Source organism: Peribacillus deserti (assembly GCF_016909175.1).
Taxonomy (GTDB): Bacteria; Bacillota; Bacilli; order Bacillales; family DSM-1321; genus Paraperibacillus; species Paraperibacillus deserti.
The window spans coordinates 105,874-131,877 of record NZ_JAFBFI010000006.1; the positions used below are offsets into that span (position 1 = coordinate 105,874).

At 41.3% G+C, this 26,004-nt stretch carries 25 protein-coding genes and 1 other annotated feature; all 25 genes read right to left on the reverse strand.

What is annotated here, in order from left to right:
* Position 1: 1 nt before the first annotated feature.
* The 25 genes from JOC77_RS08445 to spoVE all read right to left on the reverse strand — a co-directional run bounded on the left by JOC77_RS08445 (position 2) and on the right by spoVE (position 25,841).
* The gene (locus tag JOC77_RS08445) at positions 2–1,276 is read right to left on the reverse strand and encodes a dihydroorotase (RefSeq protein WP_204541640.1); all 1,275 of its coding nucleotides are present in this window, start codon (positions 1,274–1,276) and stop codon (positions 2–4) included.
* A 206-nt stretch (positions 1,277–1,482) separates the two neighbouring features.
* Positions 1,483–2,796 (reverse strand): solute carrier family 23 protein, encoded by a 1,314-nt coding sequence (locus JOC77_RS08450; RefSeq protein WP_204541643.1) that lies wholly within the window; start codon positions 2,794–2,796, stop codon positions 1,483–1,485.
* Positions 2,797–2,926: 130 nt separating this feature from the next.
* Positions 2,927–3,466, reverse strand: a complete 540-nt coding sequence (pyrR, locus tag JOC77_RS08455) for a bifunctional pyr operon transcriptional regulator/uracil phosphoribosyltransferase PyrR (RefSeq protein WP_204541646.1) — start codon at positions 3,464–3,466, stop codon at positions 2,927–2,929.
* Between the two features lie 204 nt (positions 3,467–3,670).
* Positions 3,671–4,585, reverse strand: a complete 915-nt coding sequence (locus JOC77_RS08460; protein ID WP_204541649.1) for an RluA family pseudouridine synthase — start codon at positions 4,583–4,585, stop codon at positions 3,671–3,673.
* Positions 4,578–5,081, reverse strand: coding sequence for a signal peptidase II (gene lspA, locus JOC77_RS08465; RefSeq protein ID WP_275585063.1), 504 nt, complete (start codon positions 5,079–5,081; stop codon positions 4,578–4,580). Before lspA ends, JOC77_RS08460 begins: the two co-directional genes overlap by 8 nt.
* A gap of 1,113 nt (positions 5,082–6,194) precedes the next feature.
* Complete coding sequence (gene ileS, locus JOC77_RS08470) at positions 6,195–8,951, reverse strand: isoleucine--tRNA ligase (RefSeq protein ID WP_204541655.1); 2,757 nt, start codon at positions 8,949–8,951, stop codon at positions 6,195–6,197.
* Positions 8,952–9,024: 73 nt separating this feature from the next.
* Positions 9,025–9,253, reverse strand: a binding site (T-box leader).
* A 60-nt stretch (positions 9,254–9,313) separates the two neighbouring features.
* A complete protein-coding gene (locus tag JOC77_RS08475; protein WP_204541658.1) occupies positions 9,314–9,817 on the reverse strand; it encodes a DivIVA domain-containing protein in 504 nt (167 codons plus the stop codon).
* 93 nt (positions 9,818–9,910) lie between these two features.
* On the reverse strand, positions 9,911–10,684 hold the full coding sequence (locus JOC77_RS08480; protein WP_204541661.1) for a YlmH family RNA-binding protein: 774 nt from the start codon (positions 10,682–10,684) through the stop codon (positions 9,911–9,913).
* A 104-nt stretch (positions 10,685–10,788) separates the two neighbouring features.
* Complete coding sequence (locus tag JOC77_RS08485) at positions 10,789–11,052, reverse strand: YggT family protein (RefSeq protein WP_204541664.1); 264 nt, start codon at positions 11,050–11,052, stop codon at positions 10,789–10,791.
* 6 nt (positions 11,053–11,058) lie between these two features.
* On the reverse strand, positions 11,059–11,499 hold the full coding sequence (locus JOC77_RS08490; RefSeq protein ID WP_204541667.1) for a cell division protein SepF: 441 nt from the start codon (positions 11,497–11,499) through the stop codon (positions 11,059–11,061).
* 23 nt (positions 11,500–11,522) lie between these two features.
* Positions 11,523–12,191 (reverse strand): YggS family pyridoxal phosphate-dependent enzyme, encoded by a 669-nt coding sequence (locus tag JOC77_RS08495; RefSeq protein WP_204541670.1) that lies wholly within the window; start codon positions 12,189–12,191, stop codon positions 11,523–11,525.
* Positions 12,188–13,018, reverse strand: a complete 831-nt coding sequence (pgeF, locus tag JOC77_RS08500; RefSeq protein WP_204541673.1) for a peptidoglycan editing factor PgeF — start codon at positions 13,016–13,018, stop codon at positions 12,188–12,190. The genes JOC77_RS08495 and pgeF overlap by 4 nt, the downstream gene beginning before the upstream one ends.
* 62 nt (positions 13,019–13,080) lie before the next feature.
* Complete coding sequence (locus tag JOC77_RS08505) at positions 13,081–13,356, reverse strand: YlmC/YmxH family sporulation protein (RefSeq protein ID WP_204541676.1); 276 nt, start codon at positions 13,354–13,356, stop codon at positions 13,081–13,083.
* Between the two features lie 154 nt (positions 13,357–13,510).
* Complete coding sequence (gene sigG / locus JOC77_RS08510; RefSeq protein ID WP_204541679.1) at positions 13,511–14,290, reverse strand: RNA polymerase sporulation sigma factor SigG; 780 nt, start codon at positions 14,288–14,290, stop codon at positions 13,511–13,513.
* 189 nt (positions 14,291–14,479) lie between these two features.
* Entirely contained in the window at positions 14,480–15,199 is a 720-nt protein-coding gene (gene sigE, locus JOC77_RS08515; RefSeq protein WP_101641298.1) for an RNA polymerase sporulation sigma factor SigE, read from the reverse strand.
* Positions 15,200–15,231: 32 nt separating this feature from the next.
* Complete coding sequence (gene spoIIGA / locus JOC77_RS08520) at positions 15,232–16,149, reverse strand: sigma-E processing peptidase SpoIIGA (protein WP_239558682.1); 918 nt, start codon at positions 16,147–16,149, stop codon at positions 15,232–15,234.
* A 363-nt stretch (positions 16,150–16,512) separates the two neighbouring features.
* A complete protein-coding gene (gene ftsZ / locus JOC77_RS08525) occupies positions 16,513–17,685 on the reverse strand; it encodes a cell division protein FtsZ (protein ID WP_204541685.1) in 1,173 nt (390 codons plus the stop codon).
* A gap of 38 nt (positions 17,686–17,723) precedes the next feature.
* On the reverse strand, positions 17,724–19,016 hold the full coding sequence (gene ftsA, locus JOC77_RS08530) for a cell division protein FtsA (RefSeq protein WP_204541688.1): 1,293 nt from the start codon (positions 19,014–19,016) through the stop codon (positions 17,724–17,726).
* A 135-nt stretch (positions 19,017–19,151) separates the two neighbouring features.
* On the reverse strand, positions 19,152–19,508 hold the full coding sequence (locus tag JOC77_RS08535) for a small basic family protein (protein WP_204541691.1): 357 nt from the start codon (positions 19,506–19,508) through the stop codon (positions 19,152–19,154).
* 13 nt (positions 19,509–19,521) lie between these two features.
* Positions 19,522–20,229, reverse strand: a complete 708-nt coding sequence (locus tag JOC77_RS08540; protein ID WP_204541695.1) for a DUF881 domain-containing protein — start codon at positions 20,227–20,229, stop codon at positions 19,522–19,524.
* A gap of 26 nt (positions 20,230–20,255) precedes the next feature.
* Positions 20,256–20,951 carry a DUF881 domain-containing protein gene (locus JOC77_RS08545; RefSeq protein WP_239558668.1) on the reverse strand — a complete coding sequence of 232 codons (696 nt, stop codon included), beginning with the start codon at positions 20,949–20,951 and terminating at the stop codon, positions 20,256–20,258.
* Between the two features lies 1 nt (position 20,952).
* Positions 20,953–21,747: a cell division protein FtsQ/DivIB gene (locus JOC77_RS08550; protein ID WP_204541701.1), complete on the reverse strand. Its 795-nt coding sequence runs from the start codon at positions 21,745–21,747 to the stop codon at positions 20,953–20,955.
* Positions 21,748–21,945: 198 nt separating this feature from the next.
* The gene (murB, locus tag JOC77_RS08555) at positions 21,946–22,854 is read right to left on the reverse strand and encodes a UDP-N-acetylmuramate dehydrogenase (RefSeq protein WP_204541704.1); all 909 of its coding nucleotides are present in this window, start codon (positions 22,852–22,854) and stop codon (positions 21,946–21,948) included.
* Between the two features lie 162 nt (positions 22,855–23,016).
* Complete coding sequence (murG, locus tag JOC77_RS08560; protein ID WP_204541708.1) at positions 23,017–24,111, reverse strand: undecaprenyldiphospho-muramoylpentapeptide beta-N-acetylglucosaminyltransferase; 1,095 nt, start codon at positions 24,109–24,111, stop codon at positions 23,017–23,019.
* A gap of 629 nt (positions 24,112–24,740) precedes the next feature.
* Positions 24,741–25,841, reverse strand: a complete 1,101-nt coding sequence (spoVE, locus tag JOC77_RS08565; protein WP_204541711.1) for a stage V sporulation protein E — start codon at positions 25,839–25,841, stop codon at positions 24,741–24,743.
* Positions 25,842–26,004: the final 163 nt, after the last annotated feature.

Below are 26,004 nucleotides of genomic sequence, written 5' to 3' on the forward strand. Positions count from 1 at the left end.
CTTATTTTTTGTACCAGACTTTTTTTCCTTCAGCGAATGTCATTACAGGCCAGCCGCTGCATTTCCAGCCTTTAAATGGTGTATTTTTTCCTTTTGATATAAACTCATCAGGGTTAATTTCGTATTCATTCTCTAAATCTATTAAAACGATATCTGCCGCAGATCCTGCTTCTAATTTCCCATAAGGAAGCCCAAAGCTTTCAGCAGGCTTTATAGTTAAAAAGTCAATCAATTGCTTAAGTGACAGCTCCCCATACTTTACAAAGTGCGTATAAAGAAGCGGGAAAGCCGTTTCTAAACCAACTATTCCAAAAGGGGCAAGCAGCATTCCTTCCGCTTTTTCAGCTTCTGTATGCGGAGCATGATCTGTCGCAATAAAGTCAATGGTCCCATCCAGCAGGCCTTCAATCAGAGCCTTTTGATCCTCCTTGCCCCGGAGCGGCGGATTCATTTTATAATTTGAATCAAGGCCTGGAATATCCTCTTCACACAATAGCAGGTGATGCGGAGAAACCTCTGCTGTTACTCTGATACCTGCTCTTTTAGCATCCCGTACCACTCTGACGGATTCTTTTGTACTGATATGGCACACATGATAATGACACTCTGCAGCCTCTGCTAAAAGGACATCTCTTGCGATATGGACAGACTCACACACCGAAGGAATTCCATTCAAATCATGTTCTCTGGAAAAAGCTCCTTCATGTACGGATCCTTTATTGATTAAGGTATTTTCTTCGCAGTGGGCGACGATTGGCAGATCCAAGCTGGCTGCTCGTTTCATTGCCTGCAGCATCATGCCGGCAGATTGAATTCCCACCCCATCATCGGTTAAGGCAAATGCACCGGATTCTTTTAAGGCTTCAAAATCGGTCAGATCCTGTCCAAGCTCTCTCACCGTAATAGACCCATAAGGAAGTACTCTTACATGCGCCGTCTCTTTTATCCGTCCCATCAGCCATTCCAACTGCTCCTTAGAGTCAGGAACAGGCCTGGTATTTGGCATGGCTGCCAGTGTGGTGAAGCCGCCTTTTGCTGCTGCCAGTGTACCAGATTCAATCGTTTCCTTTTTTTCTCCGCCTGGTTCACGAAGGTGTACATGTAAGTCGATTAATCCAGGTGCAACCAGCAATCCTTCAGCATCTATAACCTCATGGTCATCAGGAGCAATGAAATCAGCGATCTGCTCGATTCTTCCTTTTTGTATAAGAATATCTGCTTTTTTCATACTTCCTTCTTCATTTAATACATATCCGTTTTTGATAATAGCTGCCATGAATTAGTCCCTCCTGTTTTTAAGCAATCCTTTGTGAACTTTGCTGTTTTTTTATAAAAAAACACCCTGACTATCAAGGTCAGGGTGTGAAAACGTAAAGGAGTGCCACAAATCATCCCAGGTAAAAAGATATTTTGGGTAAGATGCTTGCGATTCCTTTAGTTTACACCCTTATAAGCCTCACGGGACTTCATTTAAAAGGTGTGTTATTTAGATAAGCTGTCTGCTGAGTCCATTTGCTTGGTGCGGCCGGGAAGAATCAAGTTTAAGATAACCCCGATTATGGCTGATAACGCCATGCCGGACAGTGAAACCTGGTCTGACAGCTTTACAAATGCCCCGCCGATACCCAGAACCAGGATGACAGAAGCAATGATTAAATTTCTCTTATTTTCAAAATCAATTTTATGATCTATCAGCATTCTTAATCCGCTGGAAGCAATGATTCCGAAAAGGAGAATCGAAATCCCTCCCATTACAGCCTGAGGAACGGAGTGAAGAAGCGCAGAGATTTTGCCGATAAAGCCGAAGACTACTGCCAAAACAGCCGCTCCTCCGATTACAAAGACACTGAATGCTCTAGTGATAGCCAGTACACCGATGTTTTCACCATAAGACGTAATCGGCGGTCCTCCAATGAATGATCCAATGATAATTCCAACGCCGTCACCTGTAATGGAACGGTGAAGACCCGGCTTTTTAAGAAAGTCCCTGCCTACTACATTGCTCAATACCATTTGGTGTCCGATATGTTCTGATAATGTAACCAGGGCAACAGGGGCCATAATGAATATAACTTCCCATGAAAACTGTGGAGTGTAGGTAGCAAAAGGAATCATAAAATCAGGTGCTTTAAACCATTTTGCAGCTGCTATACCGCTGAAATCTACAATTCCAGCTACACAGGCTGAGATATATCCAACAATAATTCCGAGAAGGATTGGTATGACCCCAACGAACCCTTTTCCAAACATATTAAAGACAATGGTTGCAATAAGTGTAATCATCGCAACAGTCAGATGCTTAGAGCTGTATACTAATTCTGCTGCCGGTGCTCCAGGATTCTCGTACATCGCCATCCCGACTGCTGTACCTGCAAGGCTTAACCCGATCACCATGATCACAGGTCCGACCACAATAGGCGGAAGGAGATTCATCAGCCATCTCATCCCTGCTTTCTTGATGATTAATGCAACAATTCCATAAATCAACCCTGCTGCAAAACAGCCAAGCATGGCTGATTCCGGACCGCCAAGTGTTTTAGCTGCGGCAATTGGAGAGATAAAGGCAAAAGATGAACCAAGATATGCAGGAATCTGTCCTCTAGTTACCAGCAGGTAAGCAAGAGTGGCCAATCCGCTTGACACGAGAGCAACAGCCGGGCTTAATCCAACCAGGAAAGGCACCAGTACAGTTGCACCAAACATCGCAAACAAATGCTGCAGACTTAAAGTAATCCATTGTCCAGGCTTTGGAACCTCATTTACGTCTAATACAATATTCCTTTTATTCGTTTCCATTTTGATTTCCCCCTATAAGAAAACCTCTTTTTAGGCGGGATCCATAAAATCAAGTGCATTTTATGTGCATAATTAGTATGCAGATCCTTCCTTGCCAGCCTCACTGGACCGCATTTAAAGGTTGGTTCTATTATTCTAGTATAGTTACCTGATCTAAACCATCTACTTCAGCAAGCTTTACAGAGATTTTCTCGGCTTGTGAAGTAGGGACATTCTTACCAACAAAATCAGCTCGAACCGGCAGCTCCCTGTGTCCTCTATCAACCAGCACAGCCAGCTGGATTTGAGAAGGCCTTCCTAAGTCGATCAGTGCATCTAATGCAGCACGCACCGTTCTTCCAGTAAAAAGTACATCATCAATCAAGATCACTTTCTTGCCCGATATTTCCAGCGGGATATTTGATCCTTTCACAAGCGGTTCGCCAGAGTCTGTCTTTGTTGTTAAATCATCCCGGTAGAGAGTAATATCAATATCCCCCACCGCCATTTCCTTTCCTTCGATCTGCTGTATTCTTTCAGCCAGTCTTTTCGCAATATAAATACCTCTAGTGCGAATACCGATTAACACACAATTTTCAATTCCTTTATTTCTTTCAATTATTTCATGAGCTATTCTGGTTAATGCTCTTCTTATGGCCTGCTCATCGAGGACAATAGCCTTTTCCTTCATGTACTCACCTGCTTTCTTAGAATAAACCCAAGCGGAGAATAAAAAAAATCCTCATGCCGGAGGGCAGGAGGATTCCGTTCTTTCAAGAATGAAAGATGCATCCGCATCTTTCGCTTCTTGATTCCGATTCCTTCTCAGCCTCACGGGACTGTGTTAAAGGTTCTTATTTTGTTACATTCATACTAATACTATCCCAGCATATTGTCAATCATTTTGTCGAAGGCCGTCAAGAACCTCTTCAAAAATAGACGGAAGCGGAGAAGTAAATTCAAGATATTCTTTTGTTCTAGGATGAATAAAGCCCAGTATCCCAGCGTGCAGGGCCTGCCCGCCGATATCCATTGTTTTTCTTGGACCGTATTTCGGATCCCCTGCAAGAGGATATCCAATATACTTCATATGGACCCTGATTTGATGGGTTCTTCCGGTTTCAAGCTGACACTCTACAAAGGTAAAATCTTTAAACCTTTCAATAACATTAAAATGTGTGACAGCGTTCTTCGAGTTTTCTTCTGTTACGGTCATGCTCTGACGGTCCTTTTTGTCCCGGCCGATCGGCGCATCAATGGTACCATGATCATGAGGGATGACTCCGTGTACAATTGCTTTATATCGTCTTGTTACCGTTTTATCGACAAGCTGCTGGACAAGGCTTTCATGCGCCAGGTCATTTTTGGCAACCATCAAGAGGCCTGAGGTGTCTTTATCAATACGATGAACGATTCCAGGCCTCATTACCCCATTAATGCCAGACAAGTCCTTACAATGAGCCATGAGTCCATTTACAAGCGTACCCTTTACATGCCCAGGAGCCGGGTGGACCACCATCCCCCGCGGTTTATTGACAACAAGAACATCGCTGTCTTCATAATAGATGTCTAAGTCCATCTGCTCTGCTTCTACATCCAGTTCTTCAGGTTCTGGTATTACGATCTCAACCGAATCGCCTAAACTGCATTTGTAGTTAGTCTTAACGGTTTTCCCATTAACCAGAACATGTCCTTCTTTTATCCATTGCTGAACCTGTGTTCTTGACCATTCTTCATTAGTGGAGGATACAACTTTATCAAGTCTTTCATTCTTCTGTTCCTCTTCAATCGTGATGCTTGTATTATGCATTCTTTTTCTCCTTCTCAGCTTTTTCTTCAAGAATCATATATATGATCAGCAGCCCTACTCCAATGCACAATGCGGAGTCTGCAATATTAAAGACCGGAAAACTATAATTGAAAATATATACATGGATAAAATCCACCACTTCTTTCCGCCATACTCGATCAATAAAGTTTCCGATGGCACCTCCCAGCATTAAACCGAGCGAAACTCCAAGCAATAAATTATTTTTCGCATGTTTTATTATGTAATAAGCAAGGCCGATTACCACAAGAATTGTTATGATGTAAAAAAACCACATTTGTCCAGCCAGTATGCCCCAGGCTGCCCCTGTGTTCCGATGAGAAGTGATATAAAAAAAGTTCGGTATTACTTCTATACTATCTCCCAATTCCAGGTTTTTCACTATCAGCCACTTAGTAAATTGATCTAATGCTATTACGAATAAAGCTATGATAAAGTAACCCAATTTATTTCCCCCGCTCTCAAACCTTGAAGACATTTTGTTTTTCATATATAAAATCTAATTTTGTCTTCTAATGCATTTTAGCACATCCCAAAAAAGATAGGCAATGCAGGAAAGCCAGTAAGAGCTTGAATTACTTGTTTCTCGACAATTCAAGTATACCAAGCAATGGAAAATTGCGTGTTTTTTTATGCCCGTGAATTTTTCCTCGACTCCACTAATTCAGGTTATACCGATGTGAACTCTATCTGCACGCGAGATAAGCATCTTCCACAGTAGGAAAGCATAAAGCTTAAGATAATCATAAAGCAGGAAACATACGCATGCGATGTTGAGAGAAAAGAATAAACCTCGAAAAGCTAAGCATAAATCCATAAAAGCCAAGCTTAAAACTTCAAAAGTTAAGCATGAACTCCAAAATGTTAAGCATAAAGCCCATTCTACTAAAATCCTTTTAGATTGGTAAAAACCTTTTACAAAATTACCTATATGGACTTTTCTGAGTAAAATTCCGTCGCTGAAAACTTACCCGAGCAAAATTTTGACTTGCCTGAGCTGGAAATATGGTAATCTGCGCGAAAATCAGCTGGCTCCGCGCGAAGTTTTGATTTCTTGCGAAATTCTAAGTTCCCCGCGCTATAACAGCGTTGCCTGCGCGAAAATCCGGCTGTTTGGCGCGAAGCCTTTTTCTCAGTATCTTATTTAGTGCCCACGCTGAATGTTCGGGTTAATCTGACTGAATATCACTGCCAGCCTGAGCGGGAAATTTCACTTGTCTGGGCTGGAAATTTGGTATTCCGTGCCATAGTTCGATTACCTGCGCGAAATTCCAGGTTCCCCGCGCGAAACTAGTCTTAGTATCAGAGATCAACCGGCTGATCGGCGCAAAACCTATTTCTCAATTTCTATACTTGTACCCATTCTGATCTCTGAGATGTATCTGACTAATTCAGTTCACCACACCAACTTGTTCTGCGGAGTTTTTACCTAGTTAGGCCTTGAAAATCAAGTACGCTGCTGGAATACTCAAAATAAATAATTTAGACAAATGAAACTGACCAAAATTCCCTGGTGATTGTGAAACTGAAAAAAAGAGAGCCCGCAGCTCTCTTTTTTCATTCCTTGATCATTCAAGGATTTTATATCAATTTAGATATTGCTAATAACCCCAGCACATCGTTTGCAAAGTGTAGGATATTCAGTTACAGAACCCACTTCTTCTTTTACATTCCAGCAGCGCTCGCATGTTTCTCCTTCAGCCGCTGTAATAACAAGGGAAGAATGTTCTAGCTTTAGTGCATTTTCTGGAGCTTCATCCACGTTTCCTGCAATTTCAAGCTTCGATACAATAAACAATTGGTCAAAGCTTTCATCGATACTGTTAAGCAGTTCCCTGCCTGCCCCATTCACATACATAGAAACCTTTGCATTCAGGGATTTACCGATTACTTTTTCATTTCTGGCCACTTCTAAAGCCTTCAGTACATCATTTCTCAGCTTCATAAATGCGTTCCATTTATCTTCGATTGCTTTCGCATTAGGCAGTTCCTTTTCTTCAGGCATATCAGTCAGCTGTACACTTTCTTCAGCTGCTTCAGGAATGAATGCCCATACTTCGTCTGCAGTATGTGAAAGAATTGGAGACACAAGTTTTGTGAGTGATACAAGCGACTCATAAAGAACCGTTTGAATAGCTCTCCGCTCAGCACTTTCTGGTGCTTCACAGTATAGGATGTCTTTTGCATAATCCAGATAAAATGCACTAAGATCAAGCGTACAGAAATTATTAACAGCATGGAAAATTCCTGCGAATTCATAGTTTTCATATGCCTGTTTAACCTGTTTAGTCAGCTTGTTCAGCTTCACAAGCATATATTGGTCTACTTCACGAAGCGTATCATAAGAGACTGAATCTTTAGAAGGAGTGAAATCAGATAGATTACCCAGCAAGAATCTAAAAGTATTGCGGATCTTTCTATAAACTTCTGCTACCTGCTTAAGGATGGCATCTGAAACTCTTACATCCGCCTGATAATCAACTGATACAACCCACAGTCTCAGGATATCTGCACCAAGCTGATTCATGACTTTAGCAGGGACTACGATGTTTCCTAGCGATTTACTCATCTTTTTTCCTTCGCCGTCAAGCACGAATCCATGGCTTAATACTCCTTTATAAGGAGGCTTGCCAGTTACAGCTACTGCTGTAGACAGGGACGAATTGAACCAGCCGCGGTATTGGTCAGAGCCCTCCAGGTATAAATCAGCCGGACGCTGCAGGTCATCACGTTCTTCGAGCACTGATTGATGAGAAGAACCTGAATCAAACCAAACATCCATGATATCTGCTTCTTTAGTGAATTTGCCGTTCGGGCTGTCCGGATGGGTAAATCCTTCAGGAAGAAGTTCCTTCGCCTCTTTTTCAAACCAGATATTAGAACCATGTTCTCGGAATAGATCTGACACATGATCAATCGTTTCATCTGTGATAATAGGCTCGCCATTTTCTGCATAAAATACCGGGATCGGAACTCCCCATGCACGCTGGCGGGAAATACACCAGTCGCCGCGGTCGCGGACCATATTGTAAAGCCTTGTTTCACCCCACGCTGGAACCCATTTCGTTTCTTCAATTCCTTTTAACAGGTCATTTCTAAAATCTTTAATAGATGCAAACCATTGGGCGGTTGCGCGGAAAATCGTTGGTTTCTTCGTTCTCCAGTCATGTGGATAAGAGTGAGTGATAAAGCTTAGCTTTAACAGAGCTCCTGCTTCTTCGAGTGCCTGTGTAATAGGCTTATTAGCTTCGTCATAGAACAATCCTTCGAACCCAGGGGCTTCTTTCGTCATGACGCCTTTCTCATCAACCGGGCAAAGAACGTCCAGATTGTACCTCTGTCCGACAATAAAGTCGTCTTCCCCGTGGCCTGGAGCCGTGTGGACACAGCCTGTTCCTGCTTCAGTCGTTACATGGTCTCCGAGCATAACTAATGAATCACGGTCATATAGAGGGTGTTTAGTAACGATATATTCAAGCTCTTGACCTTTTACTTTCTTTTCAACAACCGGGTTTTCCCAGCCAATCGTTTCAGCAGCCTGCTCACGCAGCGCTTCTGCAACTACGTATTTTTTCCCGCCTGCAGCCACTACACTGTACTCAAGATCAGGATGGACAGAGATTCCAAGGTTTGCAGGAATAGTCCAAGGAGTTGTAGTCCAGATGACGATCTCGGTGCCTTCTTCAAGAACACCCTTTCCTTCTTTTACTGCAAAACCAACATAGATGGACGCAGAGCGCTTGTCATAATATTCAATTTCAGCTTCAGCAAGTGCCGACTCACTGGACGGTGACCAGTAAACTGGTTTAAGGCCTTTATAAATATAGCCTTTCTTAGCCATGTCACCGAAGACCTTGATTTGCTGTGCTTCGTATTCAGGCTTCAGTGTGATATAAGGGTTTTCCCAATCTCCCCTGACTCCTAGACGTTTGAATTGTTCACGCTGGCTGTCAATCTGCTCATATGCGTATTCCTCACATAATCTGCGGAATTCTGCCACTGTCATTTCTTTTCTTTTTACACCTTTTTTTGTAAGAGCCTGTTCGATTGGAAGACCATGCGTGTCCCAGCCGGGAACATATGGGGCATTAAAGCCGGACATGGATTTATACCGGACAATAACATCTTTAAGAATTTTATTAAGCGCGTGTCCCATGTGAATATCGCCATTAGCATAAGGCGGTCCGTCATGAAGAATAAACATCGGTCTGCCCTTAGTACGGTCTTGAACCTTTTTATAAATATCAGTTTCTTTCCATGTGCTTTGAATCTGGGGCTCCCTATTCGGCAGATTTCCTCTCATAGGGAAGTCCGTTTTTGGCATCAGGAGAGTATCTTTATACTCCATTTTTCTTTTCCTCCATTCAAATAATTGGCGTTTTTTACCATTCCAAACAAAATAAAAAAGCCCTCTCATCCCAGCAAGGGACGAGAAGGCTTTTAGTTTCCCGCGGTACCACCCTAATAGACAAATATGTTTTGTCCTCTTAAGCATTCGTAACGTGAATGATGCGCCTCATTTACTGCTTTTCAGGTTCAAATCGGTACTCAAGGGTGATTTTCATTTTCTTCCTTCATACCAGGCTTACACCATCCCCGGCTCGCTTTATGAATTTTGAAGAAACCTACTGTCCCTCTCAGCGTATTAATCATTATAAGTTGTATTGTTAGAAAATTATAAGCGAGTCAGAAGCTTTCGTCAAGGAGCGTCTATTTTTCTCTGCTTAGCTCGAGATCGGTTGCATCTATTTCATACTGCATAAGCTGATCCCAGTCGTCTGTCTTCAGCATATCAAGCTGTGCTTCAATCAGCATCCTAAACCGGGTGCGGATCACTTTGGACTGCTTTTTCAAATCTTCGATATCCAGGGCAATTTTACGAGCTTTAGATAAGGCTTCATTGACGATCCGGTCTGCATTTTTTTCTGCTTCCTTAAGGATCAGTTTTGCTTCCTTCTGCGCATTTCTTTTAACTTCTTCACCGGCTTCTTGAGCAATTACAATCGATTTATTCAATGTATCTTCGATGTTCGTAAAGTGGCCAAGACGGTCTTGAAGGCCCTCCAGCTTTTCTTCCATTTCTTTCTTTTCACGAAGAATCATTTCATAATCTTTAATAATTTGGTCTAGAAACTCGTTAACTTCATCTTCGTCATAACCACGGAAGCCTTTGCTGAACTCCTTGTTATGTATATCTAACGGGGTTAAAGGCATTTTCGCACCTCCAGAGCATTTTCAGAGTCTAATATAATCATATAATACTATACTAAATTTCGACAGACTATTTGTAAACCCTTCAACTGTCTATTATTTTTGTCTTCCAGCTGTCACACGCCATTTTTCCTTTTTAGTTCTGCCCTCAAGTGACAAAATTTTGAACCGGCCAAATCCTCTTGCAGAGATTACATCCCCTTCCTTTAATTCAAAGGACGACTGATCAGCAGGCTTCCAGTTCACCTTTACTTTGTTTTGATCAATTAAGGTCTGCGCTTTCTGCCGAGAAAGCTTCGTTAATGAAGAAAGCAGAGCATCAAGCCGCAGTGAACTTACAGTGAGAGACATTTCCTCCCAGGAATCCTTTACTTCTATAATGTCATCAAATGAAATTTTCTTTAGTGAGATAGAAGACCTGCCGATTTTTTCAAGGTTGGCAGTCAAATAGGATTCAATTTCTTCTGCAGCTAAAAACTGGACGTGCTCTCCATCGATTAGGACATCGCCGAACTTTTCCCTCTTCAATCCTAAAGACATCAAGCTGCCTAATACTTGCCTGTGCTCGATCGCAACAAACTTTTTCGGGTATGCAATTTCAAATAAGGAAATATGAAAATCGTCATCTGCTGGCGAAAAATAGGAAGGGCACAGTAAAGCTCTTTTTCTTTCGGCAGTTTCATTTCCTCCAAAGGTATAGACTCTAATTTCGTCATCATGGCCGATTATCGTGTTTAATATATATATTTCTCTTGGATCCAAAAAATCTGTAAGCTTAGGAGCATAAAAGTCCTTTACTTGTTCCCTCCACCCTAGAAACAAATCGATTAGCTCTTTTTCTTCCGGTCGAAAGTGCTGATAAATACTCATAAGAAGACTCCTTACCTGTGTAAATCCTATATCCTGATATAAAAAAACCCTGCCAAATAAAATTATTCTGACAGGTCATACGTTATTTGCTGCGCACCTTCAGCCTAAGTTAACCAAAAATAAAGCTGGTTAAGACCTGATGCAGCAAAATTGAGAACCATTATGGCAATAATGGGAGAAATATCGATCATGCCCAGGGAAGGAATAAATTTCCTGAATGGCTCTAAATATGGTTCACATATTTTTGCAAGGAACTGGCCGATTGATGTCTGGCGTGCTCCGCCGAACCACGACATTAAAATATAGATAATTAATGCATACGAATAAATGTTCAGCAGTTTTCCGATTACGTTAAAAATAACATCCATTAAGACCTACCACCTCGCTTCATCATACTCTTGTTCCTGCGTAAATCCTGTTATCGTGCCGGAAACATCTACATTATCCGGTGTACATAAAAAGATATTTGTTCCGATTCTTTGTATATCTCCGCCTAGCGCATAGACGGTTCCGCTTAGGAAATCAACAATTCTCTTAGCCTGATCATGGTCAATTTTTTGAAGATTAACCACAACAGCACGGCGGTTTTTTAATTCATCCGCAACTGTCTGAGCTTCAGAATAAGCCCGCGGTTCTGCAAGAATCACTTTAGAATTAGGTTTCTGGACACTTTGAAGGCTGACGACATTCTGATTGGGCTGCTTAAAGCCTTTAGCAGGGCGTTTATCCTCCATATCCTCCTCCATGATTTCTTCCCTATATTCAACTTCATCCTCAAGAGCGAAAAAAGATTTAAATTTCGAGACAAGAGTCATTTATAATACCTCCTTTGAAATTTTTAGCCGACTAAAGCTGTACCTATACGAACAAAGGTAGCTCCTTCTTCAATGGCAATATGAAAATCATTTGACATGCCCATGGACAATTCTTTACAAGGAGAGTTTTCAATATGAAGCTGTTGAATCTCTTCACGGAGGCTTTTTAACTCTTTAAAACAATGGCGGATTCTTTCCTCGTCCTCTGTTAAAGGAGCCATTGTCATAAGGCCATCCACAATGATCTTATCATGTCCGCTTAATGCCCTTACAAAATCCAATGCCTCTGAAGGGGTGATCCCATGCTTAGATTCTTCACCTGATACATTCACCTGGATAAAGCATTTTATTGGGTTGGATGCCCTTTTTTGAATCTCGTCTGCCAATGTCATACGATCCAAAGAATGTATGTACTCAACTATATCAATAATGGCCTTTACTTTTCTGGTTTGCAGCGATCCAATAAAGTGCCAGGTTGGACGATTTTTTAACACTTCCCATTTTGCAAGCAGACCTTCATCCCTATTTTCTCCGAGATGGACCACACCAGCATCTAATGCTTCCAGAGCTCTTTCGGAAGATACATATTTTGTAACAGCTACTAACTTAACTTCTTCAGGGTTCCTGCCGCTTTTTTGGCAAGCTTCGATTATTTTTTCATGAATGTTTTTTAAATTATGGGTTACCTTCAAAATGAAGTATCCTCCTTCCAGCCGATAAACCCTAACATTCGGCCAGTTTTCCCATGATCATTCCTATGGGAGAAAAAATGCTGATTTTGACAGCTAGTACAAAGACTGGATACACGAATATTCTCAAGCGGAACACCGGCCTTTTGTAAAATCAAGGCATTCAATTCCCTTAAATCTAAAGTATACTGACCCTCTTTAATTAAATTATAGGGCTTTTTGTCAACTTCTTCTAGTCTATTTTTAGCGAAATTTATCACTCTATCGTCAACTATATAGCAATCCTTGCAAATTGAAGGGCCTATGGCAGCAAAAATGTCTGATGCTTGAATGCCCTCCTCCTCCCAGATCCTGATCATTTTTTCTCCAATTCCGTCCACTGTGCCTTTCCAGCCTGCATGGGCAATCCCGATCATTCCCCTGTCTGGGGCTGCAAAATAAAGCGGGACACAGTCGGCAAAGCATAGCGTTAGCAGTATACCCTTTTGATCTGTATATAAGCCATCTGTGGCTTTAAAGGAAGTTTCATATGCTTCCCCGCCTTTGCCGCGGTCGCTCGTTTTAACTTTGACAATCGCTGTCTCGTGAGTCTGCTCTGCACCTGCCCATTGATCAATGCCAAAGGACAGAGAGCCAGCCAGAAGCCCCCTGTTCTTCACCACATGATCTGTTCTGTCTCCTACATGAAATCCGGTATTAAGTGTTTTGAATTCCTGTTCGCTGACTCCGCCGTTTTTTGTCGTGAAGCCAGCCGTAAAGCCTGGACTTGTTTGCTGAAAAAAATCAGCTCTATAAAATCGTTCATTTATAAGTGAAAATGGTTCTGCCATAGAAAAAACCTCTTTTTCCTAATGTTTTTTTCAGTGTACCACATTACCTTAACATCAGATAATTAAAATCCCTTTCCTGGTTCAATCTTAAAGGGATTAATGGCAGTTCCCGGATTCACAAGAATTACGTCTGCCCCTATTTTAATGATCTGATTCCAGGGGATAATCGTCTGCTCCTCTTTATTAAACAGTCCTGTTAATTTACCGGTTCCAGTAACTATTAAAGATACAACTTTTCCCGTAGCTGTATCTATTTCTAGATCCAGAGCCGTTCCGAGCCTTTTTCCGTCATGTATCGTAATGATATCTTTACTTTGAAACTCCGAAATTTTAAGCATCCTTTTCATCTCCCTGGACTTTTTACAAGTATATGTATGATGTGTGAAATGAATGAAAGTAAGGCAGGTCTTAATCTTCAATTTTAAAAAAACCCCGCTTTCCAAAAATGGAAAGCGGGGTTTTTAAGCTCTTACAGATGCAGCACTTTACGAATTAATGCTGGATATTTTTATTCATTTGTTTTATAGCCGCTTTTTCAAGCCTTGATACCTGGGCCTGAGAGATTCCGATTTCTTCAGCAACTTCCATTTGAGTTTTCCCTTGGAAGAACCGCTTCCGCAGAATCATCTTTTCCCGCTCATTCAGACGTCTCATGCCTTCTTTTAAGGCAATTTCATCTATCCAGAAGTTGTCCTTGTTTTTCTCATCACTCAGCTGGTCCATAACATAAATCGGATCCCCGCCGTCATTATAGATCGGCTCGAATAATGATACCGGATCCTGGATAGCATCAAGGGCGAATACAATCTCTTCATGCGGAACCTCTAATACTTTAGCTATTTCTTCTGCTGTTGGTTCCCGGGAGGTTTCACTCATAAGCCGCTCCTTTACCTGAAGTGCTTTATAAGCTATATCCCTTAGAGAGCGTGATACTCTTATAGGATTATTATCCCGCAAATATCTCCGGATTTCTCCGATAATCATGGGTACAGCATACGTTGAAAATTTTACATTTTGACTTAGATCGAAATTATCAATGGATTTCATAAGTCCAATACAGCCTACCTGGAATAAGTCATCTACATATTCACCGCGGTTATTAAATCTTTGAATAACACTGAGAACCAGCCTTAGATTCCCATTTACCAGCTTTTCTCGGGCATAATCATCGCCCTCTTGCATTTCTTTGAAAAGTTTTCGCATTTCGTCATTCTTAAGAACCGGTAATTTGGATGTATCCACACCGCAAATTTCAACTTTATTTCTAGTCAATTCATTCCCTCCTAACAGGAGCTGCTGTACAAAAAACAGTATCTCCTCGGGAGGGAAAAATATGCACATGTTCCATTACCTGCAAGAACACAAACAGATATCTTTAGTGCCGAAATCCTGAAAAAATAAGGGTTTTTTCATTAAAAAAATTTTTTTACTAAAAATCCGAAGCGCCGTTATAAGCTGCTATTAAACCATCTTGTTAAATTCTTTTCGAAGCCTTTTTATAATTCTTTTTTCGAGCCTTGATATGTAGGATTGAGAAATGCCCAGCATATCAGCTACGTCCTTCTGCGTTTTCTCTTCCCCCCCGACCAGTCCAAAGCGCAGTTCCATAATTTGTTTTTCCCGGTCGGTTAATTGGTGCAGTGCTTTATTTAACAGCTTTCTGTCCACATTAGCCTCTAAATCTTTTGTGATGATATCCTCTTCTGTTCCTAACACATCTGATAACAGAAGTTCATTTCCATCCCAATCAATATTAAGAGGTTCATCAAAGGAAACTTCAGATCGAATTTTATTATTCCTTCTAAGATACATTAGAATTTCATTTTCAATACAGCGTGATGCATAAGTTGCAAGCTTGATTTTCTTCTCTGGATTGAAGGTGTTAACGGCTTTAATTAATCCGATTGTTCCAATACTGATCAAGTCTTCGATATTAATTCCTGTATTTTCAAACTTTCTCGCTATATATACAACAAGACGCAGATTTCGTTCAATCAGCATGGATCGTGCTGTTTCGTCGCCGCCTGGAAGTTTATTTATTAATATTTCCTCTTCTTCTTTGCTTAGGGGCGGAGGCAGAGCTTCGCTTCCCCCAATATAATAAATTTCATCGGTCTTTAATCCCAGCTTCATTAATAATTTATACCAATAGTAATTTAACCGGAGCAGCCACTTTCTCAATGTTATTTCCTCCTCATTAGAAAATTCTGATATTAAGAAACACTTTTTTTCGCCGAAACCATCATCTTCGGGTGGATAATTGCGGCATACTCCATTTCAGGGGAAAGCTGCTGAAGTGTAAATGAAACTAAGCACTTTTTGACGTCAATAAATCCGTCATCTACATAAATTTGAACACTGTCAGGTTTAAACGCAGGAAGAATTTGCTGATCTGCTCCTATTACTTTGCTTGGAATCAGCCTGAGTCTGCCGGCCCACGGCAGGTCATATACTGCGCCGGATTCCATGATACACTCAGGTTGTTGCAGTAAATGAAGCATATTCACCGGTATTTGTTCCTCATAGCCTTTTAAGGAGAAAATCATGACAGGTGCCTGTGTCAGCGGATCATACAGCTGATTTCCGCTATCCACAAGTCCTGTGGCTGTAACTGTGAAATCGTCAATCGTGATAAGAACCTTTACCATCTTTTCAAACTTAATCTTAGTCATTTCCAGGCTGTCTAGATTTCGTTTTGAAAAGATCCAGGAGACTGGAAATCCTATGATCACAAACAGCCAGCTGACCGGATCCCCAAATCCGTTCATTAAGTATGTAACTTTCGTCTGTACAGAAGTAATGTTGGATTGAAATAAATAATGAACTCCCAGCATCGTTCCGCCTAAAAGAAACGTAATGAGATACAGAGCCATTAGTCCTTTTACAAAGTATTTCAATCTTCTATATCCAAAGGCTGCCAGGGTCATAGCAATTGAGAATATGAGCTTTGTTAAGGGATGCTCAGCCCAGGCATACAGAGGTGTGAAATTTAATATGATGATGATAGAGCCGATAAATCCTCCTGCCCCGATTCTAACTACAGATACTTTTCTTTTTAACATAAGGGCTGCTCCTGTCAGAAGCAGCGAGTCAAATAGCAGATTTAACAGCCAGATGACATCGAGATACATGACCAAAAACCTACCACCCCGCTCAGCATTACTGGTATGTTTTAAAAAAGTATATCGTACATCCCTTTTGAAATATGTCACTTTTTGGGTGGAAAAGCAGAGTTTTTTTAAGACATTTCTACGTTTATTGTCAGGAAAAAAATATGGATAGGCTTTATTCCAGACTCTGTATATGGTACGCAAAAGCTTATCTTTTTTTTGGGACATATAGAGACTAAGTAACTGGAATATATATAGATTTACGGAGAATAGGCGGAAAAAGTAAAAGTAAAAGTTTGAGGAGAAGAAGCCCTGGAACAATAAAAAGGGTTAACTTATTACTTCCAGCAATAAGTTAACCCTTACATTATCTATAGTATGCTTTTATCTGCGGCGGTTTCTATTCCTTAAGAATGTTGGGATATCTAAGGCATCATCCGCTTGCTGTCTAGTCTGTTCAACTGGTTCTTCTCTTTTTATGTCACGCTTCACCGGCTGAGCTTGTCTTTGCCCATTGAATGAATTTTGCGGCTGGCTGTAAGAAGAAGATGCCGGCTGATTGAAGGAGGATGATCTTTGAGGCCTTGCCTGCTGCTGAATTTCGCTTTCGCTAAAACCAGTTGCAATCACTGTTACAACAATTTCATCCTTTAAGTTTTCGTTGATAACCGAACCAAAGATCATGTTAACATCCTGATCGGATGCAGAAGCCACAATATCAGCAGCTTCCTGTACTTCAAACAAGCTTAAGTTGGATCCGCCTGTTATGTTCATAAGTACACCCTGTGCTCCGTCAATAGACGTTTCTAGAAGCGGGCTGGAAACAGCTTTCTTAGCAGCTTCAGCAGCACGGTTTTCACCAGTAGCCACTCCAATTCCCATTAATGCAGAACCTTTGTTTGACATAATTGTTTTTACATCAGCAAAATCAAGGTTAATCAATCCCGGAGTTGCAATTAAATCCGATATACCCTGCACACCCTGGCGCAATACATTGTCAGCTTCTCTAAACGCTTCAAGCATTGGAGTGCTTTTATCAACAATTTCAAGCAGACGGTCGTTTGGAATGACAATAAGCGTATCAACCGCTTCCTTCATTCCGGAAATACCGCCCTGAGCCTGTGTGGCACGCTTGCGGCCTTCAAAAGTAAATGGCCGTGTTACAACACCAACTGTCAAAGCACCTAAATCACGAGCAATTTGCGCGATTACTGGTGCAGCACCAGTTCCGGTTCCGCCTCCCATACCAGCAGTTACGAAAACCATATCGGCTCCACGAAGAGCTTCTTCAATTTGTTCTTTGCTTTCTTCTGCCGCTTTTTTACCAACTTCAGGATTAGCACCTGCTCCTAATCCGCGGGTCAATTTTCCGCCAATTTGCATTTTAATTTCTGCTTTTGAAAGATTAAGAGCCTGCGCATCCGTATTGACTGCGATAAACTCTACACCCTGTACTCCGTGTTCAATCATTCGGTTTACGGCATTATTTCCGCCGCCGCCTACGCCAATTACTTTTATCGTAGCTAAAGAATCTAAATTACTATCAAACTCTAACATGACAATCCTCCTATTTTAACGATATCCAGAGATGATTTTTATTCAAAGAAATAACCAAGGAACTTTTTGAATTTTGAGTCGCCTTTTTCTGCAGGCTGTTTTTCAGGTCTTTCTTTTGGCTGTGATGGCTTTTGGGTTCTTCTTTCCGCTTTTTCTGTGCTGCTGACAGCCGATACTGGAGTTCCCAATGTGGTTCCCTGCATTCTGCTCTTTTTGCAGGCATGCTTTATTAACCCCACTGCTGTCGTGTACTGCGGCTCACGAACTCCAATATAATTAGGTTCAGCCATTCTCACCCTGTTTTGGAAAATCAGCTGTGCCAGATCCAGAACGCCTGGCATTTTTACTGCTCCGCCAGTCAATACAAATCCTCCAGGCAGGTCCTCATAGCCCATTCTTCTAAGCTCATCGGTTATCAGCTCAAAAATTTCTGAAAGCCTTGCTTCAATAATCTCAGAAATCATAAGCTGATTACAAGGCTGCATCTGATCGCTGCCGATAATCGGCACATTAAAGACATCATCTTCGGATGCTTCGTCATAATATGCATGGCCGTGTGTAATCTTTATTTTTTCAGCATCTTCTGTAGTAGTTCTAAGTACGATAGAAAGATCCTTTGTTAAAGTTTCGCCGCCGATAGGGATTGCAAAGGTAGTCTTTAAGTGTCCCTGTTCAAAAACTGCAAGAGTAGTAGAACCTCCGCCTATGTCTACAAGTGCTACTCCGAGCTCCTTTTCGTCCTTAGAGAGCACAAGAGAACCTGCTGCCAGCGGCTGAAGAGCTATATCCGTAATTTCAAGGCCTGCTCTTTCTACACAGCGCAAAGTATTATGTAATAATGTTCTAAGACCTGTTATAAGTATGCCTTTCATTTCCAGACGGACACCAATCATGCCCCTAGGATCACTTATTTCTTCCAGCTCATCTACTTTGTAGTGGATAGGGATTACGTCAATAATTTCCCGGTCGGAAGGTATTGTCAATAATTCTGCTGCCTCTCTTACACGTGCAACATCTTCTTCTGTGATTTCTTTATTGCTGCTAGATACAGCTACAACACCATGGCATGGCTGAAGTGAGATATGATTGCCGCTGATTCCGACAACTACCCGCTTAATCTCCATTCCAACCATTCTCTCAGCTTGCTCAACAGCTCTTTGAATAGAATGAACTGTTTCGTCGATATCGACAATAGAACCTTTTTTAATGCCTTCGGATTTAACGTTACCCACGCCGATTATGTTTAATGTGTCGTTGACCATTTCCCCAATGATAACTTTTACACTGGATGTACCGATGTCAAGACTTACGTATATTTCATTGCTGTTCATTCTATGGCACCTCCTTTAATTGAAAAAGTTTTTAAATAGAACAACCAACTATGAATTCAATATATAGAATAGTCTATAAGCTTTGAAATTACTAATAAAAACAATTCGTCAAAACCATATTAAACCCTTTAAAAACTATAAATTTTTTTCTGGGGATTTCGACCATTTCGATAGCAAAATCCTTCTGATTACTGCAATATTTTGGAACAGCCTGACTCCAAATGCAAATACGGCAGCTAAATACAAGTCTACACCAAGATGAACACCTAGAAAAGCTAAACTTGCAGCTAATATAATATTAAAAAAGAATCCGGAAACAAACACCTTCTCATCATAAAGATTTTGAAGATAGGCCCTCATTCCTCCAAGTAAAGTATCCAAAGCAGCCAGAACCGCAATTGATAGATAGTTAGAATATTCATCGGGAATTCTAATATCTGTCAGCAGGCCCAGCATTACTCCAAGAATCAGCCCGAAAATAGGCAGCCACATTAGAATCACCCCTTTATTCTTGTCCTGCAGGCTCTAAATACTTAATTTTTAGAGGATTTTGGTATGAGGGAACCGCAAGTTCTTTTACAGGATCCGATATCTCAACTGATAAATTATCTATAAAAAACTGCTCTATTACTTTCGAAACCTTAATGCGGTCATGAAGATTCTGCGCATTACTAGACAGCACTCTCACTGTGATAGGATAACTTCCCAGAGAAAAGCCGCCAATTTTTGGTTCGCCATTTATCTCCCTTATCACGGTTGTATTAATAACTCTCTGGCCATTAATAGAGATATGTTCTGCATTGTACATATTAATCTCATTTAACAGCCTCTCCAATAATTCAGGGGAAATAGAATGGATGGTCTCCCCCAGAAGCTCTGCTTCCGGCAAAGGCTTGATCTTTATGACGATCCCTTCGCCAGTAACCTTGGTTTGTCCCGCTTCTTGTTTTAGTTCATTCAGAGTTTGTTTCAAGGCAGATTCCTTATTATGGCTTCTTTTAGTTTCATAGCTTGATGCCTGTTCCTCAAGCTCCCTGATTTCTGTTAAAAGCTTTGACTGCATCTGCTGTTCAGCCAGAATTTGGGTTCGCAGCTCCCATCCATCTCTAGTGTCTTTTATTTTTGGCTGTTTCACTGTCTGGAATTGGATGGCGAGCATAAGGCCCACAATGATGGAAATGCCAGTGAACCCCCACTTTATATCTTTCTTCATCTGATTCACAGCTTTCTATTGGCAAATTATTTACTGCCCAATACCGGTTCCATTATGATTTCTTCCATCTTTTCAACAGAAAAAATAATATTTTCGTTCACCAGCTGTTCCATGACACCGCCGCTTATATTAACTGCAGCCTCTAAAACGTCCGGGTCTCCAATGGCGGAAACAACAAATGGCGCAGGGTGCTGTGTTCCATCAATGGTTATAACAGGACCATTACAGACGATATAGGACTGCCGTGTCAGCCTCTGCCCATTTATAGCAACAGCCTGGGCGCCTGAGGCGTATAATTCATTGACCACTTTAAAAATGTGCTGTTCATGAACAATATAGTTATTTACATCCCCTGAGGAATTATAATCACCATCTGCCAGTGTAACTTCCAGCCCTTTGCCTTTAACCTTTACTTTCCCGAGGTACATTCTGTATTTATCCATCTCTTTTGTTATTTCAGAATAGTTATGAGCTTCCTTTGAAAGCTGTTTTTCCATAGAAGTAACTTCTTCCTGCCTGCTAAACAATTCTTTCTGAAGCTTCCGTGTCTTTTCTTCCTGCTCAACGAGATTTTCTCTTAGCTGAAAATCCCGGTCCCAGCTTTTATTAGATAATTTTGGCTGCTCGATTTTGTCTTTTGTAAGGTTATAAGAAAAGGCAATCATAAAGCCTAGTACAAGGCCGATAAGGGAGAGAACAAAGTGCTTGCTTTTCACTTTCATCTCACTCGTTCCCCTTCCTATCAGTACCTTTCTTGCTGTCATTGTCCCCTTTTTCGTACGCTTTAAAATACGAACCTACCTCAAGGTCAATGACTCCCTTAACGTCTGGGTCCAGCTGGCTGATAATGGATGGGTAGTGGACCAGCTTGTCCGACAGGCTCCTGCTTGTTGCATTCACTTCAAATCCGTCATTCATATAAATAACCAGATGGTAGGGATCGGTCTTCTTGGGATCATTATAAATCTCAGAAACCGAGTTTAATATTTCAGGAGGAAGCTTAGACAGCTCCATAACCAATTGAGATAAAGCATCTCCTTTTGAAAAATCAACCAGGATTGGAGCGTAATCGGGCAGGTCACCCTTAGCTAAAGGTTTAAGAAGTTCCCCGCTTTGGAGAATAGGATAGTATCTTGATTCTCTTGATAAATACCCTATCCTTCTGTATTCTTCAACCTGAATATTAACATGATTTGGAAAAGCTAAAGACACTTTAGCCGATTTTATTTGCGGATCCCGCTTCAAACGGCGCCAGACACCCTCTTTATCTATATCCCAAATATTGTCGCCTTTAGATAGTCCGCTGAGAGCTTGGATATGCGCCTCAGCAATATATTTGTTTCCTTGTATACGAATATCCTTAATGTGGCTTAAGGGGGATTGCAGATACACAACGGCGCCAATCAGCAGGAAAAAGAAAGACAGCAGCATGATCAGCCTTTTATTGGCTTTTCTTTTACGAATTTGTTTAAGTTTGGGAATTCGTTCTTCGATCGAAACGATGTTGCCCTTCTCCACTATTTCACCTCTCCCAACAACACTTCACATAAAATTATAAGAGGTCTTTATGTAAATGCTAAACCGGCCCAGCAGCTTCTCGATTCATATTCTTCACACACTGAAGCAACCCCTTATTTGATGTTCTTACTGGGTCAGCTTAAGTTTTTCTGATGAATAATTATACCACATTTCCAAGGAAATCTGAGGGTTTCCCTTTTATTTTCTTCCAATAATTTCAACCTCAGTCTCCATCTTGATTCCGTATTTATCAAAAATCGTGTCTTTAATATGCTGAATCAATGCTAAAACGTCCTCAGCGGTAGCTCCGCCAGCATTCACAATAAAATTACCATGCATATCAGATATTTTTGCTCCGCCTATAGAATGGCCCTTAAGCCCCGACTCTTCAATCAATCTGCCTGCATAGGATGGAAGAGGGTTTCTAAAGATACTGCCTGCACATGGATGATTATAAGGCTGTGTCTCTTTCCGGTAATTTTTATTATTTCTGATTTCCTCCACAATTTTCTCACGGTCGCCTTCACGTAATGAAAAAACTGCTTCGATCACGATGCCGGGTTTTCCTGTCTGAAGAATAGAGGTGCGGTATGAGAATTCCATTTCCTCCTTGGTCAGCCAGGCAATAGTGGCATCTTCAAACAATACACGGGCTTTTACAAGAATATTTGAAATATCAGAACCATGAGCTCCGGCATTCATATATACGGCACCGCCGACTGATCCTGGAATCCCGCCTGCAAATTCAAGCCCTGAAAGACCCTTCTTGCTTATCTGAGTAGCAAGGCTCACAAGGGAATAACCGGCACCCGCTTTAATTTCCGTACCATTTATTTCTAAATCAGAAAGTCCAGAGCTGAGTTTTATGACAGCTCCTTCAATCCCATTATCAGAAACAAGCAAATTGGATCCCCTGCCGATGGCCCGCCATTTTATATGGTACTTTTTAATGACCTTCATCGTTTTTTCAAGGTTTTCTATGGAAGATGGTTCGACAAATAATTCTGCAGGACCACCGATTTTCATGGTTGTATGGCTTGCAAGCGCTTCGTTCTCCAAAACCTTTCCAACATTCAATTCTCTAAGTTCTCGTATAGCTTCTTTCATTTCTACCGCCCTTTCTATTTACAGGTTCAGCCCATAAGAAAAGCAGATTAGTATTCCTGTTACTGGAGCCTTCATCTGCTTTAAACTAAATTTTTTCTATAGTTTATGATTCTTAAGCGAACCAAGTGCAAAAGACCTATTAACTCATATATTTCAGATTCATTATTTCTTATTTAATTCCTGCATTAGCTGATATAGCCTGTCAGCCGAATCAGGAACTCCCTGGCTTTTGGCTGCAGCCCTCATGTCAATATGTTTCACTGCATCCAGAATGATGGAGTCTATCATTTTCACAAGATTCCCGCCTGTCAGATCTTTTTCAAGGATAATTTCAGCAGCTCCATGTTCACTTAAGGCTCTGGCATTTTTTTCTTGATGGTTATCCGTTACATATGGACTTGGAATCAGAATGCTTGGAATGCCTAATGCGGTAAGCTCAGCAAGAGTTGTAGCCCCAGCACGAGTTACGGCCAGGTCAATCCCTGATAAAACTTCTGGCATATTGTGTACAAATGCTTTTATAACCACGTTTTCCGGGTTGGCATTTAGTTCTATTTCTTTAAGAATCGATTCATAATGGACCTCGCCGGTTATATAGAGGATCTGGTAAGGTTTCTCTCTTAATTCGGCCAGCACTTTTATCACTGCATTATTTATGGGTTTCGCGCCACGGCTTCCCCCAAAAATTAAAACCGTTTTTTTGTACGGATCCATCCCCAGAGCAACAAGACCTTTTTTGCCTTTATAGTCAATAACCTCTGAAGCCCTTGGATTTCCTGTCATAACGGTCTTTTCACCTGGAAAAAACGGCTTCGCTTCTTCAAAGCATACGGCTATTTTATCTACATATCTGCTTAAAAATTTATTAGTCAGTCCGGGAACACTATTCTGTTCGTGAATGACTGTAGGAATTCCCAATTTTGCTGCTGCATAAACAACAGGTCCGCACACATAGCCGCCGGTTCCAATCACAACATCCGGCTTAAATTCTCGTAATATCTTCTTACTATCTTTAACACCCTTTAAAAACCTAAACACCGTTTTAACATTTTCGAAGGAGACTTTCCTTTTAAAACCCGTAATGTGTATGGATTTAAAGGGGATGTTTTCCCGCGGGACAATACTGCTCTCCAGTCCGTTTTCCGTACCTATATAAAGAAAGGAAGCTTTTTTATTCCTCTTTTTTATTTCACGGATTAATGCCAGGGCAGGGTATATATGGCCCCCGGTTCCGCCACCACTAACTGCGATTCTCATTATTTGAAGTCACCTCAAGTTTTTTAAACAACTGCAAGCCTTTTTATTCAGGTTTCTTTATATCAGAAAAAAACAAAATACAGCCTGTCTCGTACTTGTACCTCACACAGCGGCTGATCTGCACCGATAAGGCCTGAAGCCCAAATCATGCAGCTGAACATTTCATTAACTTTATCATTATATTTTTTTAAATCAAATAGTTAAATGATAATTTAGGAATAGCCTGATGTCGTGATTTCTAGCTCCGAACTGACTCCCTCAAGTCATAAGCCAAGCCCTGCCCGAAGGCAAAGTGCACCTTCAAGCAGTCCTCGTCTTATGCTAGTCGGATGGCTGCTTTTCAGTCAATGATGTGTTTGCAATTAATGCGATATACATTGTTCGTTAATGATAAATTTTTTTGAAAGCACCGTTCTCGCTTGTACACCGTTCTCCGCTTTTCCCTATTATACTATATTCTAAACAGGGCCTGTTTTCCAACTCAAATATTACTATTTATCATTCATAACTTCTGGTAGAACTTCCTTTTTATTGATGCAAAAGCTTGAATTCCCTGCTCAGGTACTAGTAAAGAAGCCCTGCAGGCCTAAGTCTGCAGAGCTCTTTTCTTCCCTATTCTAAAACCCTGCTCAATATCTCGAGTATCTGCTGATGTTTAATAATACCCCGATTGCCATTAACATTAACGTCAGTGAAGAACCTCCATAGCTTAAAAAAGGAAGGGTTATTCCTGTAACCGGCATTAATCCTGTTACCACTCCGATATTAATCATTACCTGAATAGCAACCATGGCAATGATTCCAACAGCGAGAAAGCTGCCATAGAGATCGGGTGCTCCAAGTGATATCCTGATTCCCCTCCACAATAATAGAGCAAATAGCAGGATAACAAAGGAACCTCCTATAAAACCTAATTCTTCAGACAGAATAGCAAAAATAAAATCTGTCTGAGGTTCTGGAAGATAAAAAAACTTTTGACGGCTCTGCCCAAGCCCTAGGCCAAATAATCCTCCCGGTCCAATCGCATACAGAGATTGAATGATTTGAAATCCGCTCCCCAGCGGGTCCTGCCACGGATCAAGAAAAGAGGTGATCCTCTTAATCCTGTACGGTGCCGACAATATAAGGCCGACAAAGCCAGCGACCCCCATCAATCCCAGCCAAGAAAAGTGGCTGATTCGCGCTCCCGATACAAAGATCATTACAATACAAGTGCCGGTCATAACGGTGCCTGTCCCCAAATCCGGCTGGAGCATAATAAAGCCGAAAGCCACAAATACGAGAGATAATGCAGGCAGGAGCCCCGATTTAAACGAGGTAATATATTTTTGCCTCTCTGAGAGAAATTTCGCTAGAAAAGCAATCATAGCAAGCTTCATAAACTCCGATGGCTGAATCGAAAAAGCTCCGACTCCAATCCAGCTCCTGGAACCGTTCCGCACCATGCCCACTCCTGGAATGAGGACGGCAATTAAAAGTACAAAGCAGACAATCAGGATGATTTTTGACCATGTCCGCCATGTCCAATAATCAACGTTCATAATAAAAAACATGGCTAAGATTCCTACACCGGCAAAAAGAATTTGCCGTTTGGCAAAGAAAAAAGAATCATTAAATTTGTAATCCGCCCAAATGGCGCTCGCACTGTACACCATAATAAGGCCAACTGCCAGGAGCCCTAGTGTCACGATGATTAATATGAAATCCGGGTTCGACTTTTTTAAAGGCACGGTATACACCTCTGGCTGGTAGATTTGAGCCGGCAAGCAGAGATAGGCAAGTTTTTTTGGCATAACAAAAGACGATAAAGAAAATCTCTATCGTCTCAGTTACTATGCTGAACACACAAAGGAGGTGTGAAGCTTTAGCACCTTAACGGCGTTTGGCTGACAA